We start from the raw sequence: 17,828 nt of genomic DNA on the forward strand, positions 1-17,828 counted from the left end.
ACTACCGAGAGATTTTCTTTCGGTAGTTTTTTTTGTGAGCAATGAATTTTATATAGCTGAAAAAGTCATATATAATGTAACTTTAAGAATAGAAATTTGTTATATATGAAGTCTATATAAATAATGAAAGAATTGGATAAAAATAGTGGGAGAAGGTGAGTGAATGAGTATTTCCTCTATTGTAAGTAGGCAAAAGGAATATTTTTTAAAAGGGCATACGAGAAGCATCGAAATGAGAAAGAATAATTTGAAGAAGCTTTATGAAGGCATTCAGCGTTTTGAAGAAGAAATATTTCAGGCATTGAAATTAGATTTAAATAAGTCAGTTCACGAGTCGTTTACAACGGAAGTTGGATATGTATTAAAAGAAATTTCCTTTCAATTGAAACATATGTCATCGTGGAGTAAACCGAAGCGAGTTCGAACAGCACTCACTCATTTTGGATCAAAAGGAAAAGTAGTGCCAGAGCCGTATGGTGTGACGCTTATTATTGCACCGTGGAACTATCCTTTTCAATTAGCAATTGCACCACTTGTAGGAGCACTTGCAGCTGGAAATACAATCGTTTTAAAGCCGTCAGAGTTAACGCCAAGCGTTTCAAAAGTGCTTAAGAGAATGTTAGGTGAATTATTCCCAGAAGAGCTTGTAGCGGTAGTAGAAGGTGGCGTTGAAGAGAGTACATCTTTGCTGAGGGAACCAATTGATTATATTTTCTTTACTGGTAGTGTTGGCGTTGGAAAAGTTGTAATGGAAGCAGCAGCGAAACAGTTGACGCCGCTTACGTTAGAACTTGGCGGAAAAAGTCCTTGTATTGTACATAAAGATGCAAAGATAGAGATGACAGCAAGAAGAATTGTTTGGGGTAAGTTTTTAAATGCAGGGCAGACATGTGTAGCGCCTGATTATATGTACGTGCATTCTTCCGTGAAAGAACAGCTAGTTGAGGCACTGCGACATGAAATCACAGAGCAGTATAGTAAAGAACCTTTGCAAAATGAAAATTACGTGCGTATTGTAAGTGAGCGTCATTTTGAACGATTATGTGGATTTTTACAAGATGGTCAAGTCGTAATTGGTGGAAACTATAAGAAAGATACATTACATATTGAACCGACAGTGCTAACGGATATTACATGGCAAGATGCTGTTATGGAAGATGAAATTTTTGGTCCGATTTTACCAATCATAGAGTACGACAATATAGAAGATGTAATTGGCACAATCCAGCAACATCCGAAGCCGTTAGCGTTATATGTATTTTCGGAAGATAAAGAAGTACAAAAGAAAGTGACGAGTAATATTTCATATGGTGGAGGCTGTATTAATGATGTTGTCTACCATCTTGCCACGCCATATTTACCTTTTGGGGGTGTTGGAAGTAGTGGATTAGGGGGTTATCATGGGGAAGAAAGTTTTCGGACTTTTTCACATTATAAAAGCATTTTAGCCCAATCTACAGCATTCGACATGAAAATTCGTTACTCTTCTACAAAAAGTGCTTTAAAATTCATACGAAAGTTGTTAAAATGATGATGGTGTTTATCAGTAGGCGTAGCCGTATGATAATAGCCCCTTCGCAATGGAAGGGGTTTTTCTGTTCGACGTTATGTATCATGCGAAAATGAATCAAACATACTACATAAAGGATAGAAACGAACGCTTGCTAAATAACCATTTTTGTTTGGATCGAAACAAAAAAATAGTCTATAGAACATAAATATTTATTCATGAATATAAAAATTTAAAATTTAAGGTAGATAGGACGGGAAAATGAAAAAGATTATTAAAGTTGAAGCAGTTGAAAAACATTTTGGAAATCAAGTGATTATCCCACCTCTTTCTTTAGATATTAAAGAGGGAGAGTTTTTAACAATTTTAGGGCCGAGTGGCTGCGGGAAAACGACTTTACTTCGTATGATCGCAGGATTTGAAACTCCAACTAAAGGGAATCTTTTATTAGATGATGAAAGAATTAACGATTTGCCGCCATATAAGCGTCATATGAACCTAGTGTTCCAACATTACGCACTATTCCCACATATGACAGTAGAGAAGAATATTTGTTTTGGTATGAAAATGCAGAAAGTATCAGTAGCAGAGCAGAAAGAGCGTGCTGAAGAGGCAATGCGTTTAACGCAGTTACTTGAGTTCCGTAATCGTAAACCTGCTAAGCTTTCTGGTGGACAACAGCAGCGTGTTGCAATTGCAAGAGCGATTGTAAATAATCCGCGTGTATTACTATTAGATGAGCCACTTGGAGCGCTTGACTTTAAGTTACGAAAAGACTTGCAACGTGAATTGAAAAACTTACAACGTAATTTAGGAATTACGTTTATATACGTAACGCACGATCAAGAAGAAGCAATGAGCATGAGCGATCGTATCGTCGTTATGAATAAAGGACATATCGAACAAATTGGAACGCCGAAAGAAATTTATAATAAGCCGAAAACATTGTTCGTTGCGACATTCATCGGTGAAAATAATATTGTGAAAAATGGGGAAGGCTATGTAGCAATTCGCCCTGAAAATGTGAAAGTACGTTCGGTTGAAGAACCAATTTTAAAAGAATACCATCTTGGACATATTGAAGATATCGAGTTTGTCGGAAATATGGAGAAGCTTTATGTACGTGATGAGAAAACATCAGAATTACTAATGGCATATCAAACTGCTGAAGAGGCAGTGCAGTGGAGCATTGGAGATAATGTATATGTAGGCTGGGAGCAAGAGGACGAGGTGACCTTAAATTGAAAAAAGGGAAATTACTCGCACTACCTACAGTCGCGTGGCTGTTAATTTTCTTCCTAATCCCGCTCGTATTCGTATTAGGATTCGCCTTCATGCAGCGCGGAGCTTACGGGACAGTAGAAATGCAATTTACGCTGGAGAATATATCCCGTGTGTTTGATCCATTGTACTTAGGAACGTTATGGGAAACTGTTAAGATTGCAGTTATTACTACAGTAATATGTTTATTAATTGGTTATCCATTTGCGTATACAATTACAATTGTTGACCGCAAATATCGTTCTATTCTTTTATTATTGGCAACGATCCCGTTTTGGATTAACTTTCTTGTTCGTTCATACGCATGGATTGTTATTTTACGTTCACAAGGTCTTGTGAATACGTTGTTATTAAAACTCGGCATTATTAGTGAACCGTTAAATTTATTATATAATACGCCTTCTGTAATACTCGGAATGGTCTATTCTTTATTACCATTTATGATTTTACCAGTGTATGCAGCAATTGAGCAGCTGGATAAGCGTAAGCTAGAAGCGGCTTATGATTTAGGAGCAACACCAATAAAGGCATTTTGGAATATAACAGTGCCGATGACAATGTCAGGAATTGCGACTGGTTCTATTTTAGTATTCGTTTCTTCTATCGGAATGTTTGTTGTATCAGACGTGATGGGCGGATCGAAAGTAGCATTAATCGGAAACGTTATTCAAAACCAATTCTTAGGTGCACGTGACTGGCCGTTTGGATCTGCGTTATCGATTATCGTTGTTCTATTCTCTGTTCTGTTAATTTACTTATATTATCGTGCAACGAAAGTATATAAATATAATGAGAACGGAGGGGAATAGGCAAAGATGAAGAAGTTTTTAGTTTCTTATTCTTGGTTAATTTTGTTATTCTTGTATTTTCCAATGATGGTTTTAATGGTCTATTCTTTCAACGACTCTCGCATTAATGCGGAGTGGGAAGGTTTTACATTCCATTGGTATACAGATTTATTTCAAAAACAAGATGTTATTGATGCATTTGTAAATAGTATTACGATTGCAGTTATAACAACGATTGTGACAACGGTACTTGGTGTATTCTTTGCGATTGCTTTACATCGTTATAAATATCGTTTCGAAGGGGCTATTAATGGCCTTGTATATTTACCAATTTTAATTCCTGATATTTTAATGGGATTATCTTTACTAATTCTTTTCAGTCAGCTAGGAATGGAACTTGGACAAACAACGATTATTATTGCACATATTACATTTAGTATTTCGTTTGTTGTTGTTATTTTAGCTGCGCGTCTTTCAAGTATGGGACGTGACTTAGAAGAAGCTGCAAATGATTTAGGAGCAACGCCTTGGCAAACGTTTCGTTTTGTAACGTTCCCAGCAATTGCACCGGGAGTTATTTCAGCAGCATTATTAACATTCACATTATCAATTGATGATTTTGTAATTAGTTTCTTCGTATCAGGACCAGGATCAACAACATTGCCATTATACATTTACAGTATGGTTAAGCGCGGAGTATCACCAGAAATTAATGCTCTTTCTACAATTTTAATTGTTGCTATCGTAGGATTAATGGTTCTATCTGAAATCTTCCGTAACAAAGGTGCAGATGGTGAAGAAAACTCTGGAGGACACCTTCCTTTATAATACGAACGATATAGAAAGTACGAGGGGGTAATAAACCGATGAAATTAATGAAAAGAATAGCTGGCGCAGCAATTAGCTTTAGCCTTGTTGCTGGTGTGCTTGCTGGTTGTGGTGAAAAGAAAGAAGAATTAAATATTTATAGCTGGGCTGACAATTTTGATGAGCAAGTGCTAAGAGATTTTGAAAAGAAGTATAATGTGAAAATTAACTATGATAAGTACGCAAGTAACGAAGAAATGCTTGCGAAATTACAAGCTGGTGGCGCAAAGTATGATTTAATTCAACCATCTGATTACATGGTTAAAACAATGGCAAAAATGGATTTATTAGCGCCGTTAGATAAAAAGAATATCCCAAATATCGAAAACATGGTTTCTAATTTCAAAACACCTGCGTTTGATCCAGAGAATAAATATTCTTTAGTGTACACTTGGGGTGTAACAGGGATTGCATACAATAAAAAGTATGTGAAAGAAGCACCTACAAGCTGGGCTGACTTATGGAATGAGAAATATAAAGGACATGTAACGTTATTAAACGATTCTCGTGAAGTATTAGGAGTGGGTCTTAAGAAGCACGGGTTCTCAAACAGTACAAAAGAAGATGCAGAGTTAAAGACAGCAGCAGATGATTTAAAGAAGCTGCTTCCAAACTTATTAGCATTTGATACAGATAACATTAAACAAAAATTCATTACAGAAGATGCTTGGATCGGAACAGTTTGGTCTGGAGATGCAGCATTTATCGCAAAAGATAATAAAGATGTAGAATACGTTGTACCAAAAGAAGGCGGCACAATTTGGGCTGATACGTTAGCAATTCCAAAGGGTGCAAAACATAAAGAGCTTGCTGAGAAGTTTATGAACTACTTACTTGATGAAAAAGTAAGTGTGAAAAACTACGAGTCAATTGGTTACAGTAATCCAAATGAAAAAGCTCATCCTCTTCATAGTAAAGAATACCGTGATAATCACAAGATTTTCTTAACGAAAGAAGAGTTAGATCGTACAGAATGGCTTGTTGATGTAGACGATAAGTTAAAAGACTATGATCGTTACTGGACAGAGCTAAAAACAAAAGGTAAATAAGTAAGAAAATGCGGTTTCTAAAGTAGAAATCGCATTTTTTCATAGTAGGAGGAAATCGTTTGAAGAAGAAGTTACATCAGTATGAGGTAATATGTATCGGTTTATTATTTGCTGTATTTAGTATTGTTGCTTGGCGCGTACATGCAGGTGGCGTTACAGTAATGGATACATATGTCCGCGGATTAGTAAAAGGGCTACAAACGGAAAGTTCCCTTACATTTTTCTCGTACTTTACAAAATTGGGGTCAGCAATTGGGATAGCTGCTACGCTCGTTATAAGTTTGCTTGTTTTTTGGAAGAAGCGTTATTATGCTGCGATGATTGTGTATCCAATGGGAATTTTAATAACACATCTTGTGAATAAAGGGATAAAAGAGATTGTAAAGAGAGAACGTCCGTCATTAAATGAAGCGTTAGATGCACTTGGATATAGTTTTCCTAGTGGACATGCAATGCTATCGATTATGACATTTGGATTTCTTGCTTATATCATTGCTGCTAATTTGAAAAGCATAGCTGGGAAATGTGTCATAACGATTTTGATGGGTACAGTAATCCTATCGATTGGATTAAGTAGAGTCATTTTAGATGTACATTACCCAACTGATATTTTAGCTGGTTACTGCGTAGGTGGTATTTTGTTAGTTATCGCTATTTACTATCATCGTTTACTTACTGAGAGATTGGGGCTTAATAAAGAGAGATAGAAAAAACGCCTGGAAAAACTATCATTATAGTGTTCCTAGGCGTTTTTTGTTTGTATAAAGATATGATACAGTATAAGTGACAATTGAATTATTTAAAGTAGGTGAAAATGTGTGAAGACAAATGTTCATAAAGTTGATAAGTGGGGGAAGTTAGGAGCTTTTTTGTATCAATTTCGTTATACAGTAATTGTAGCGTTACTGTTGCTTGCAATCGCACTTGGGATTTTTGCTCCAAAGCTACCGGGAGTATTAGGTGGTGACGGTTTCCAAACGGAAGGCGACTATCAAAAAACAAAAGAAATTTTAGATAAAGATTTTAAGAAGTCTCAAGATACGCTTCTGCTCGTTTTTGAGAAAAATAAAGATGCTTCGCATGAGGATTTTAAAAAGCGAATAGATGAAATTGTAAAGAATGTTCAAGAGAAAGAGAACTATGAATCTTTCCATCACCCAATCCAAAATAAAGAAATGCTACAAGATGACATCGGTTATGCGACAATTTTATTTTCCGGGAAAACAAATAAAGAAAGAATGGAAAAGACATTACAATTTGCTAATGAGATTGAGAAAGAAAGTAATGTAGCATTAAAAGTAACACCTACAGGATTTCCGAAAATTAATCAAGAGATTAATGAAAGAACGCAAAATGATTTAAAAGTAGCAGAAATGATTGGATTACCAATTGCGTTTCTTGTATTACTATTTTCGTTTGGTAGCCTTTTGGCATCAATTTTACCGATTTTGAATGGAGCGCTTAGTGTTATTAGCACGATGGGTATATTGTATTTCATCGGTGTGGATAAAGAACTATCTATTTTCGTGTTAAACGTTGCACCGATGATTGGACTTGCACTATCTATTGATTTTGCGCTATTATTTGTGAACCGTTTTCGAGAGGAAGTTGCTAAACGAACGGTAAAAGAAGCGATAGCAATTACATATCAGACGGCAGGACGTGCAATTGTATTTTCAGGATTATGCGTATTTGTTGGGTTATCCGGTTTGTTTTTCTTTAAGATAGATTATATTCAATCTGTCGCAATTAGCGGAATGATTGTTGTGATTATGAGCATTTTATTCTCACTCACACTTCTTCCAGCGTTATTATCGTTAATCGGTAAAAAAATATTAAAAAAGAATCAAGTAGCACATACGCCGGCAAAAGCATGGCGTAAATTTGCGCAATTTGTGATGAAACATCCAATTGCAATGATTGTTGTTGTTACAACATTTATTGTTATTTGTTTATTACCGTTACGTACAGCTAATTTGCAGTTCCCTAGTGTTGAAGCTTTACCTGAAAAGAGTGATACAAGGATTGCATATGAAAAGTATGAAGAAGCATTTAATAAAACTGTCAAAACACACGCTGATGTTACGTTAGTTGTAGAGACGAAAAAAGATATGAAAGAAAAAGAAAGTCTACAAAAGATAGAAGAAGTCGTTCAAACGTTAAAAGATGATAAAAAAGTACATGAAGTAAGAAGTTTATACGACGGGTTAACTGGAATGAAAGCAGATCAAGTTGCTGGAATATTGCAGTCGCCAGAAGCAGCAAAACTAACTCCTGTATTTGAAGCATACACAAAAGGGAATAAGACGACGATAGAAGTTTTTTTGAAAACAAAACCACGTACAGAGACTGCAAAACAGTGGGTGCGTGACTTTAAAAAGAACTATAAAGAAACGAATGTTACGTATTATCTAGGCGGAATGACGACGTTTCAACAAGAATTAGAAGATGAAATTAAAGATAAAGTTGTAATTGGTATGTCTGTTATATTTGGATCGACCTTTGTTATATTATTATTTGCATTCCGATCTATACTCATTCCAATTAAGGCAATTATTATGAATATACTTAGTTTGAGTGCAACCATTGGAATTGTTGTTTGGTTATTTGAAGGTGGTCATTTCGGTTTAGAAGCGAGTCCGGTTCTGTTTGTCTTACCAATCTTCATTTTTGGCCTCGTATTTGGGCTTAGTATGGATTATGAAGTATTTCTTATTTCACGTATTCACGAGCTCTATGAAGAAACAGGAGATAACGATCAAGCAACGTTAGAAGGGCTCGTTTCAACAAGTAGAATCATTACATCAGCTGCATTAATTATGATTGTTGTAACGGGTGCATTCGCATTTACTGATATTTTACCAGTAAAGCAGATGGGGCTTGGCGTGGCATTAGCAATATTTCTTGATGCAACAATTATTCGTCTTATGCTCGTTCCAAGCTTAATGAAGTTATTTGGAGACTGGAATTGGTGGTTACCATTTCGAAAAAAACGAGAAAAATCATCGTAAAAAAATGCTCATCATATTGATGAGCATTTTTTTATGAATAGCAAGACCTACATTTTGCAAATAGTATGTGATAAGAACATTACATACAAGTAGGTGAAGGCAATGTTTCGTTATTTTAAGTTTAAGTTAAATGATACAGTACAGTTTGCAGAAAACGATGGGCATATGTATCGCATTGTCGGTTATCGGTTAGAAAAGGGATTTTATCCAAAAGATGAATGGACTCATATCATTTATGAACTACTTAGAGAATTTGACGGGTATACGATGGATGCAGAGGAGGAAGAACTTGTAAAGGTCGTTCAAGTAGAGGATGAGTATTACAAAATACAAGAAGTATCAGGTTATCGTTATCCAGTAAAAATGAAACAAAAACAACAAGTGATGAAAATAGAAAGGATGGACGATTTATTAGATGCTTACAATGACTATAAAAGGTTGGCGGATTTCTTTAAAGATTTATCGTATGAACAAAAAGCTGAAGAAGTATTGTTAGAAATGAAAAGACTTAGAGCTTGAGGGGCAGTCTATTATAAGACTGTCCTCTATTTTTGACGGTGCACCAAAGTGTGTTTTCCGTTACAATGAGAGAATCAATAGAAATAAGGTGATAAACAGTATGGAAACAAAGAAAAAGGGCGAATGGTGTGAAATTACCGTTCCAGCTAAATGGAATGGTATAAGTATTGAATCGGTATTAAAAGTAGAATGGGAAATACCGAAAAAGCTATTACATCAGCTTCGTATGGAAAAAGGTGTTACGGTTAACGGAGAACAAAGAAGATGGAATGAGCTTTTAAAAGAGAACGATAAGTTACAAGTTCATATGTTTGCGGAGGAAGAGTACGGTGTGGATCCAGAATATGGTGAATTGCATGTAGTATACGAAGATGATCACGTACTCATCGTAAATAAACCAGAGAAAATGGACACACATCCTGCTGAAAAAGGTGGAACCGGGACGCTTGCAAATCTTGTTGCTTTTCATTTTCAAATGCAAGGTTTAGAGGCGAAGGTGCGTCATATTCATCGTTTAGATAAAGATACGACAGGTGGTGTCGTATTTGCTAAGCATAGAATTGCTGGTGCAATTATGGATCGTTTATTAATGGAACGAAAAATTAAAAGGACGTACGCAGCGCTCGTTGAAGGGAAAGTAAAGGGGAAACAAGGAACGATTGATGCTGCTATTGGAAGGGATCGCCATCATGCTACAAGGCGTCGTATTTCTCCAAAAGGTGACCAAGCTATCACATATTATAAAGTAGAAAAGTATTTTGAGAAGCAAAACACGACTTTCGTAACGTTACAATTAGAAACGGGTAGAACGCATCAAATTCGTGTTCATATGAGCCATAATGGTAATCCACTAGTTGGGGATGTATTATATGGTGGACAAACAAAATATATGTCCAGTCAAGCATTGCATGCGATGAAGATAAATTTCTTGCATCCAATTACGAAAGAAGCGATTGAAGTTGATGTGCCGTTTCCTACAAAGTTAGATAATAAAATAAGAGAATTTCAAAAAGAAAATGCGTAAAGTATAAGTTTTAATTTGAAAAAAGTAGATTTTTGCAGGGATTTCTCTAAAAGGAGCGAAGCCGTTAAGAGAAAAGAGAGGTGAGAATCACTTGATCAAATATAAGTATGTACTTGGAATATTTTTCGCTTGTCTTTTAGTTACTCTATGTCTCTATCCCTATTTACCAACTCGTATGGCAGTACATTGGAATGTAAATGGTGAGCCAAACGAGTTTATGAGTAAACAAGTTGTTGTAGCATTTATTCCTTGTTTTATTATTTTTTCATATGGATTTTTGTATATTATTTCACATAATATATTTAAGTTTAATGAAAGAGAGCATGGTATTATAGACGGATTTATAAAGAAAATTACGTTATTTATGTTGTTTATTCATATGCTTATCCTCTTTATTAATTTTGAGGATTTGATATCCTTTCAAACAGGATTAACGATTGGGATTAGTATGTTTCTTTTTATGCTGAGTAAAGAATTTAAGAAAATAAAAGGCAAAGAAAAAGACCCAATTAAATTACAAAAAATTCGTTTAGTAAGTAGACGGATTTTTCAAGTGATGGCATGTGGCATATTGTTTTCATTGTTTTTGAACTTAGAGTGGGGATTTTATGTATTGCTTAGTGTAATAAGCTGTGGATCTATGCTATTTATGTTATATATTTTCTATTCATACATAATAGAAAGTTATGAAACTTAAAAAAGAGTCTTCTCATTATGAGAAGACTCTTTTAATCTATTTACTTTGTAATAAATTGTTGTGTCCAGTAGTTGCCGCTTTCTACATAACCAACACCGATGTGAGTGAAGCCGTTATTTAAGATGTTTGCACGGTGTCCAGCGCTGTTCATCCAAGCTTGTACCACTTCTTCAGGTGTACGTTGGCCTTGAGCGATGTTTTCACCTGCAGATGTATAAGAAATACCAAATTTCTTCATCATGTCAAACGGAGACCCGTATGTAGGGCTGTTATGATCAAAGTAGTTGTTTTTTTGCATGTCTTCAGACTTAATACGTGCTACTTTGCTTAATTCAGTATCGATTTTTAGTGCTGGTAAACCTTGTTTTGCACGCTCAGCGTTTGTTAATTCAACAACACGTTGTTCGAACTCGCTTAAAGATTTTGCTTCTTCAGCAGGCTTTTGCTCAGCTGGTTTTTGTTCAGCAGGTTTTTGCGTATTGTTGTTTTCAGCAGGCTTTTGAGCTTCTGGTTTTTGAACTTCTTCAGCAGGCTTTTGCTCGGCAGGTTTTTGCTCAGCAGGCTTTTGAGTTTCTGGCTTAGCTGTTGGTTGCTCAGTTACAACATTTTCAGTAGGTTGTTGACCAGGAATGAAGCAGTTTGGTTGGAAGTTTCCTTGTTGCCATTGTGCTAATGATTCAACTCCCATAGATTGTAAGAATGCTTGTAGTTCTTGTTGGCTCATTTGCTTCATCATCACTTTTGAATGCTGAATATTTTGAACCTTTATGTTAGATGGTTGTACTGTTGCAGCTTGTGCATCTAGAGAAGATACTCCTAAAGTAAGAGCTGTTGCAGCAGCTACAGATAATAAAACACGCTTTTTCATGATGTGTGTCCCCCTATATAAAGTTTTAATTTGTTTTCACACGATTTGTTTTTGACAGCCTGTCTGACTGACAAATTCATCGTAGCATATAATTTGCGAGAAAAAAGATGGAAAAAAATTCATAGACTTTAAAATTACCTAATTTATCCTAAGAGAAGAAGGGAGCAAAAATAAGAGAAATATAGAGTATAAAAGGAATTTATAGTGTTTTTATACTTGGTTTTAAGAGGGGGTTTTTGGATAAAGTTACCTAAATAGAAAATGAAGAATCCTATTGTATCAATGGTTTGAGCGATTTTTTGAGGAATATAATGGATTGATTTTTACAAAACTGTAATGTTTCTGTTGTTCTTTTTTATAATAAAGTAACATATTTTTAATGTTGTAGCAGACAAAAAAGCGGCTATCTCTTTACATAGACGAAGGAGATAGCCGTTTTCCTATTATTACGTATGTTACGAGTTATTACGAGTTAGTTTCAATTGCTTCTAATAATAAATCCACAATGTGAATTCCTCTCATTTTATGAGAAAGCCCTTCTCGCTCAATGCCCAATTTCATTTGTAATAAACAACCTGGATTTGCAGTAACAATGGTTGCTGCGTCTGTTTCATGCACACGGTCCATTTTGTAATCTAGAAATTCCATTGATAACTCTGAATGAACAATATTGTAAATACCAGCAGAGCCACAGCAGCGGTCCGCATCTTTCATTTCTCGATATGTTGCACCTTGGATAGCCTCTAGTAACATACGAGGTTCAGAAGATGTGCGCATAACATTGCGTAAATGACAAGAGTCTTGATACGTAATAACCTGCGGCGTGAGTCGTAAGTCAGTTCGCTTATGGAAGTCTAGTTCTACTAGTATAGCAGTAATATCTTTAATCTTAGAAACAAACTGCTTAGCACGTTCAGCCCAATCCGGATCATCCTTTAAAAGATAATCATAGTCTACTAGGTAAGCTCCGCAACCTCCTGCATTCGTAATAATATAGTCGATGTTTAAATCTTCGAATGCTTTTATATTTCGCTTTGCTAATTCTTTTGCTCCACTCTTTTCACCAGCATGTCCATGCAATGCACCGCAACAACTTTGTGTTTTCGGAATAACAATATCACAACCAGCTAATTGAAGAAGTTTCATCGTTGCGTTATTTGTTTCTAAAAACATCGTATCCATTAAACAGCCTGCGAAGAATGCAACTTGTTTTTTCTTTGTACTTTCTGCAGGTAAAAATGAAGGACGATCTTTCATTGCTTTCATTTTAGGGACTTTTGGTAAAACGAGATCCATCGTTGCAAGTGTTTCAGGGAATAACTTTATAATACCTGTTTTATGTGTTAGCGTTTGTAAACCAGAACGTTGATAAAATCCGATTAGTCCGGTTAATGTTCGCATTCGATTTTGATGGGGGAATAATCCTTCAAAAACGACTTTTCGAACAGCTTTCACTGGCATTGAGAATTTTTTATTTTGATTAATAATATCTCGAGCCTCTTCTAATAAATGTCCATAATTTACACCAGATGGACAAACGGGCTCACAAGCACGGCAACCAAGACAAACGTTTAATGTATTTTCAACATCTTCATCTGGTTCGATTAAACCATCAACGACTGCTTTCATTAATGCGATACGTCCGCGTGGTGAATGTGACTCTTTATATCCGGATTGAATGTAGGTAGGACAAGTAGGTAAACAAAAACCGCATCGCATACAGTTTAGTAATTCATCTTCATTTAATCGTTCTTTAAATTCTTTTTGAATATTTTCTTTATTTAATGTGGTCATCGCTCAACCACCACTCTTTTTCGAGTGTCTTTCGCGAACATTTTTCCAGGATTCATAATGTTATTTGGATCGAAAGCTTGCTTTATTCCTTGCATAGCTGCAATACCTTCTTTACCTAATTTCATTTCTAAATATGGAGCTTTCATTGCACCAACACCATGTTCACCAGTAATTGTGCCACCAAGTTCAATTGCTTTCGCAAATATTTCAGCAAAAGCTTGTTCAGCTCGGTGCATTTCTTCTGCATTACGAGCATCTGTCATACAAGTTGGATGTAAGTTACCATCACCAGCGTGTCCAAACGTACAAATAGGAATATTATATTTTTTTGCAATGGCATTAATAGCTTCAACCATTGGAGCGATTTGTGAACGTGGTACAGTCGCATCTTCTAATATTGTAGTAGGTTTTAATCGTGCGAGCGCTGATAGAGCACTACGGCGAGCAGTACGAAGCGCATCTGCTTCTGTTTCATCTTTTGCAATGCGAACATCAACTGCATTCATAGAGCGGCAAACGTTAGCCATGTTTTCAATATCTCGATTGACTACTTCGGGCGGGCCGTCTTGTTCGATTAATAAAATTGCTTTTACGTCAGTTGGTAAACCGATTTGTGCAAACTCTTCTACAACTTCAATTGTCGGTTGGTCTAAAAACTCAAGGGTTGCTGGAATAATTTTATTTGCAATAATAGAAGAAACAGCACGTGCAGCTTCATTAATATCTTCATATAATGCAAGCATTGTTTTCTTTGTTTCAGGCATAGGAACAAGTTTTAATATAGCTTCTGTTACCACGCCAAGTGTTCCTTCAGAACCGATAAATAAACGAGTTAAATCGTAACCAGCTACATCTTTTGCTAATTTACCACCAGTGCGAATAATATCGCCATTTGGTAAGACAAGTTCAAGCCCCATTACATAATCACGTGTTACGCCGTATTTCAAACCGCGTAATCCACCTGAGTTTTCATTAATATTACCGCCGATTGTAGAAATTTTCATCGAGCTTGGATCTGGTGGATAAAATAAACCTTTTTCTTCTACCGCTTTAATAATATCAAGTGTAATGACACCAGCTTGTACAGTAATTGTTAAGTTTTCTTCATCAATTTCTAAAATATTGTTCATATGGCGGAAAATAAGGACGATACCGCCTTCAAGTGGACATGTTCCTGCGCAAAGATTTGTTCCAGACCCGCGCACATACACAGGAATTTTGTGAGTGTTACATACTTTTAACACTTCAGCTACTTCATTTGTATTACGAGGAGCAATGACTGCATCAGGCATTGCTTGGAAGTTTGGAGTGGCATCATAACTATAAGTTAAACGCCCCATATTGGATGTATCTACATTATCTTCGCCAACAATAGATACGAATGAATGAATAATTTGTTTTTCTAACATTGGAAATCCCCCTCAAACTGTTAACGTGTTTAGTTATAATAAACAACGTGGTAACAGTGCTTTCATTATAATGATAAAAAAGTCGAGGGATTCTTTCTATGTGTAATCATCTGAAGATTAATCTGTTTTATCGTTCTTTTTTGTATGATCATCTAATAGGAGGAGTGCGAAGTATAAAACGTTTAAGTCTTTGAATTGTTTTGGATCAAGTCCTGTATGTTCTTCAATCTTTTTTAGCCTGTAATGTAATGTGTTAATGTGTATATGTAATTGTTTAGCCGTCTGTTTATAAGATTGGTTATAATCGATAAATAAGCGCAAAGTATGCATAAGCTCAGGAAATGATAATAAGTTTTCGATGGTACGCTCTAGAAATTGTTCACGCGTTTCGGCAGAAATATCTTGTAAACACATTTCTAAACGTAAATCTTCATTAAATACAATTTTTTTCGTTTCCAATGATACAGAAAGAGCGCGTAATGCTTGTTCGTAACATATGTTCATATTGTTTGAGGTAACTGTTTGTCCAATCCCGATATATAAAGGAATAGAAAATAAAGTTTCGCAGTCTTGTTTTAACCGTTTTAAAAATTGATAAGTTTGCTCTTTGGAGCTCGTTGCTGTAAATAAAATAAAACGATCATTTCCCCAACGAACAAATAGATGCTCTTTTGTTAAAATATTACGTATGTGTTGCCATATTTTACGCTGGAGCATCGTGTCATTTTTGCCAATAGAAAACAAAATAAGTTGTTTTTTCTTATATAAATCAATGCCAAGTGTTTTGGCGCGATCAAGAAAACTCGGGGACCACTCTGTATTTTGAAGCCAATCAAAGACAAAAGCTTCATAAGAACGGTGCTCAAGTTCTAGTTGCTCTAAAAAGTAGTTTTCATGAATTAATAATTCGGTCATCTTACGCAATATTTCGCCGTAGCGTGAAATATTTTCAGGTTCTCCTGTAATTCCAATGACACCAATTACTTCATCATGAAATAATAAAGGAAGATTCATCCCAGCCTTTACACCTTGCAATCGCCTTTCATCTTCTTTTGTAATGATGACGGTTTTCTTTTGTTTGGCGCAGCGGAGTGCACCTTCATGAAATTGACCAATTCTTTCTGTATCTGTACTTGCGATAATAACGCCTTCTATATTAATGATAATAATATTTTCTGTAATTAGTCTGCGTACTTCTCGTACAATTTTATTCGCTAAATCAGGAAATAGCATAATTGACACACCTCAAATTCTATTTGTTGTACATTATATATGTAAATTGAGTAAGAAAGGAAAATTTCACACTTTCCACACATTTATTTGTTATTTTACAATTATAACGAAATCATCCGAAGATGGAGGGAATCTTTTGAGAAAGTATGTTTTTCTTCTCTGTTTTTTATTTCTATTAGTAGGGTGTCAAGGAAGTTCGTATACACCAATTGCTAAAGATAAAAATGTTATTATAACAACGAATATAAAAGAAGGCAGTATTAGTTTTATTGATAAAAAAGATAAAAAGTTAATCACGACATGGGAACTAAATGAGCCAATGGCCGGAATCACACTGCTTCCAAATGGTGAGGAAATACTTGTATACGGTAAGCAATTAGAATATATGTATGTATATTCACTAACGGAAGGAAGGCAAGTGGGAAAATATAAAACTGGAAAGGGCATTGTAAATGTGGTCGTATCAGAAGATAAAAAACAATTATTTGCTGCCGATCAAAATGTTCAAAAGGTAAGGTTCTTTACGATAAATGGGAAAGAGACAGGAAATGTTTCAACAGGCAAAGGACCTATAACGATGGTAGAGTATCATAATCGGTTATCTGTATTAAACTTTTATGATACGAAACTAACGACAATTGATACGAAGAAAAAAGAAGTTGTTCAATCCTTTATGATTCCACCAGCATCAACAGGAGCAACGATTAGTCCTGATGGGAAAGAAATATGGATTGGCGGACATGGTGATGGAAATCAAGTAAATGAGAAAGTGTTAGTATATTCTTTGCAGGATGGAGAAATGGTACGTTCTTTACATGCTCCATTTATGCCTGTGAATATAACGAAGGATAGTAAGTACGTATATGCATTAAGTCATGGGTCGAATACACTTAGAAAGTTTGATATTAGCACATATAAAGAAATAGCTTCTGTAGAAGTAGGATCAAATCCATTTGCATTTTTGGAGAGCGGAGCAGAAGGATATGTAGCCAGTTATGATAGTGATGAAGTGTGCGTTATGGATATGAAGAATTTGAAAATAAAACAAACAATTAAAGTCGGAAAAGGACCGTTTCAACTCATAGAGAGGGAAGGGAAGGACAATGAATAAATATAGAGTACTAGTTGTAGATGATGAAAGTGATATGAGGCAGCTTGTTGGAATGTATTTGGATAACTTTGGATATGAGTGGGGAGAAGCTGAGAATGGAAAAGAGGCTCTTAAAAAACTAGAAACGGATCATTATGATTTCGTTGTATTAGATATTATGATGCCAGAAATGGATGGACTTTCAGTTTGTAAAGAAATTAGAAAAACGTCAGATGTACCGATTATATTTTTAACCGCAAAAGGTGAAGAGTGGAATAGGGTGAACGGTTTACGTATGGGAGCAGATGACTATATTGTAAAACCGTTTAGTCCTGGTGAATTAGTTGCCCGTATGGAAGCTGTGTTAAGAAGATATACAAAACAAGAACAGCAAGAAGAGATTCAATTTGGACCAATTCTTATCAATGAAAAAAGTAGAAGAATCGAGGCGGATGGTGAGTCGATTTCTCTTACTGTAAAAGAGTTTGATTTACTATATTTTCTTTGCCAGCATACAGGACAAGTATTTAGCCGGGAGCAATTACTTGAAAAGGTATGGGGATATGATTATGCCGGAAGTACAAGAACAGTAGATACGCACGTGAAAACGATGCGCTTGAAGCTTGGAGAAAGTGGAAACTACATTCAAACTGTTTGGGGTGTAGGCTATAAATTCGAGGTGTAACGT

General features: G+C 35.6%; 16 protein-coding genes. 12 read left to right on the forward strand and 4 right to left on the reverse strand.

Annotation, left to right across the window (positions count from 1 at the left end; all coding sequences use genetic code 11):
- Positions 1-163 precede the first annotated feature (163 nt).
- The 10 genes from ACS2FK_RS07475 (at position 164) to ACS2FK_RS07520 (ending at position 10,746) form a co-directional block, all read left to right on the forward strand.
- A complete protein-coding gene (locus tag ACS2FK_RS07475) occupies positions 164-1,531 on the forward strand; it encodes an aldehyde dehydrogenase (protein WP_063546897.1) in 1,368 nt (455 codons plus the stop codon).
- A 240-nt stretch (positions 1,532-1,771) separates the two neighbouring features.
- The gene (gene potA / locus ACS2FK_RS07480; protein ID WP_063546899.1) at positions 1,772-2,755 is read left to right on the forward strand and encodes a spermidine/putrescine ABC transporter ATP-binding protein PotA; all 984 of its coding nucleotides are present in this window, start codon (positions 1,772-1,774) and stop codon (positions 2,753-2,755) included.
- Entirely contained in the window at positions 2,752-3,600 is an 849-nt protein-coding gene (gene potB, locus ACS2FK_RS07485) for a spermidine/putrescine ABC transporter permease PotB (protein WP_000715500.1), read from the forward strand. The genes potA and potB overlap by 4 nt, the downstream gene beginning before the upstream one ends.
- Positions 3,601-3,606: 6 nt before the next feature.
- A complete protein-coding gene (gene potC, locus ACS2FK_RS07490) occupies positions 3,607-4,407 on the forward strand; it encodes a spermidine/putrescine ABC transporter permease PotC (protein ID WP_000714190.1) in 801 nt (266 codons plus the stop codon).
- A gap of 38 nt (positions 4,408-4,445) precedes the next feature.
- A complete protein-coding gene (gene potD / locus ACS2FK_RS07495) occupies positions 4,446-5,495 on the forward strand; it encodes a spermidine/putrescine ABC transporter substrate-binding protein PotD (RefSeq protein ID WP_063546901.1) in 1,050 nt (349 codons plus the stop codon).
- A 59-nt stretch (positions 5,496-5,554) separates the two neighbouring features.
- Positions 5,555-6,202, forward strand: a complete 648-nt coding sequence (locus ACS2FK_RS07500) for a phosphatase PAP2 family protein (RefSeq protein ID WP_063546903.1) — start codon at positions 5,555-5,557, stop codon at positions 6,200-6,202.
- Between the two features lie 111 nt (positions 6,203-6,313).
- Positions 6,314-8,506, forward strand: coding sequence for an MMPL family transporter (locus ACS2FK_RS07505; protein ID WP_063546905.1), 2,193 nt, complete (start codon positions 6,314-6,316; stop codon positions 8,504-8,506).
- 102 nt (positions 8,507-8,608) lie between these two features.
- Entirely contained in the window at positions 8,609-9,025 is a 417-nt protein-coding gene (locus tag ACS2FK_RS07510) for a hypothetical protein (RefSeq protein WP_000490302.1), read from the forward strand.
- Between the two features lie 100 nt (positions 9,026-9,125).
- Positions 9,126-10,049: an RluA family pseudouridine synthase gene (locus ACS2FK_RS07515; protein ID WP_063546906.1), complete on the forward strand. Its 924-nt coding sequence runs from the start codon at positions 9,126-9,128 to the stop codon at positions 10,047-10,049.
- Between the two features lie 91 nt (positions 10,050-10,140).
- Positions 10,141-10,746 carry a DUF1648 domain-containing protein gene (locus ACS2FK_RS07520; protein ID WP_000599010.1) on the forward strand — a complete coding sequence of 202 codons (606 nt, stop codon included), beginning with the start codon at positions 10,141-10,143 and terminating at the stop codon, positions 10,744-10,746.
- A 40-nt stretch (positions 10,747-10,786) separates the two neighbouring features.
- Here the strand turns inward: ACS2FK_RS07520 and ACS2FK_RS07525 are convergent, their stop codons facing one another.
- The 4 genes from ACS2FK_RS07525 to ACS2FK_RS07540 form a co-directional block, all read right to left on the reverse strand.
- A complete protein-coding gene (locus ACS2FK_RS07525; RefSeq protein WP_016513122.1) occupies positions 10,787-11,614 on the reverse strand; it encodes a CAP domain-containing protein in 828 nt (275 codons plus the stop codon).
- A gap of 465 nt (positions 11,615-12,079) precedes the next feature.
- Complete coding sequence (locus ACS2FK_RS07530) at positions 12,080-13,408, reverse strand: (Fe-S)-binding protein (RefSeq protein ID WP_063546907.1); 1,329 nt, start codon at positions 13,406-13,408, stop codon at positions 12,080-12,082.
- The gene (glcD, locus tag ACS2FK_RS07535) at positions 13,405-14,817 is read right to left on the reverse strand and encodes a glycolate oxidase subunit GlcD (RefSeq protein WP_000890756.1); all 1,413 of its coding nucleotides are present in this window, start codon (positions 14,815-14,817) and stop codon (positions 13,405-13,407) included. The genes ACS2FK_RS07530 and glcD overlap by 4 nt, the downstream gene beginning before the upstream one ends.
- A gap of 117 nt (positions 14,818-14,934) precedes the next feature.
- The gene (locus ACS2FK_RS07540) at positions 14,935-16,050 is read right to left on the reverse strand and encodes a CdaR family transcriptional regulator (protein ID WP_000898640.1); all 1,116 of its coding nucleotides are present in this window, start codon (positions 16,048-16,050) and stop codon (positions 14,935-14,937) included.
- 136 nt (positions 16,051-16,186) lie between these two features.
- On the opposite strand from ACS2FK_RS07540, the gene ACS2FK_RS07545 reads away from it, so the two are divergent.
- Together ACS2FK_RS07545 and ACS2FK_RS07550 are read left to right on the forward strand one after the other, a co-directional pair.
- Positions 16,187-17,161, forward strand: a complete 975-nt coding sequence (locus tag ACS2FK_RS07545) for a YncE family protein (protein ID WP_001234156.1) — start codon at positions 16,187-16,189, stop codon at positions 17,159-17,161.
- Positions 17,154-17,825 carry a response regulator transcription factor gene (locus tag ACS2FK_RS07550; protein ID WP_001046397.1) on the forward strand — a complete coding sequence of 224 codons (672 nt, stop codon included), beginning with the start codon at positions 17,154-17,156 and terminating at the stop codon, positions 17,823-17,825. The genes ACS2FK_RS07545 and ACS2FK_RS07550 overlap by 8 nt, the downstream gene beginning before the upstream one ends.
- Positions 17,826-17,828 lie beyond the last annotated feature (3 nt).

The organism is Bacillus cereus group sp. BceL220, from assembly GCF_051776965.1.
Classification (GTDB): domain Bacteria; phylum Bacillota; class Bacilli; order Bacillales; family Bacillaceae_G; genus Bacillus_A; species Bacillus_A cereus.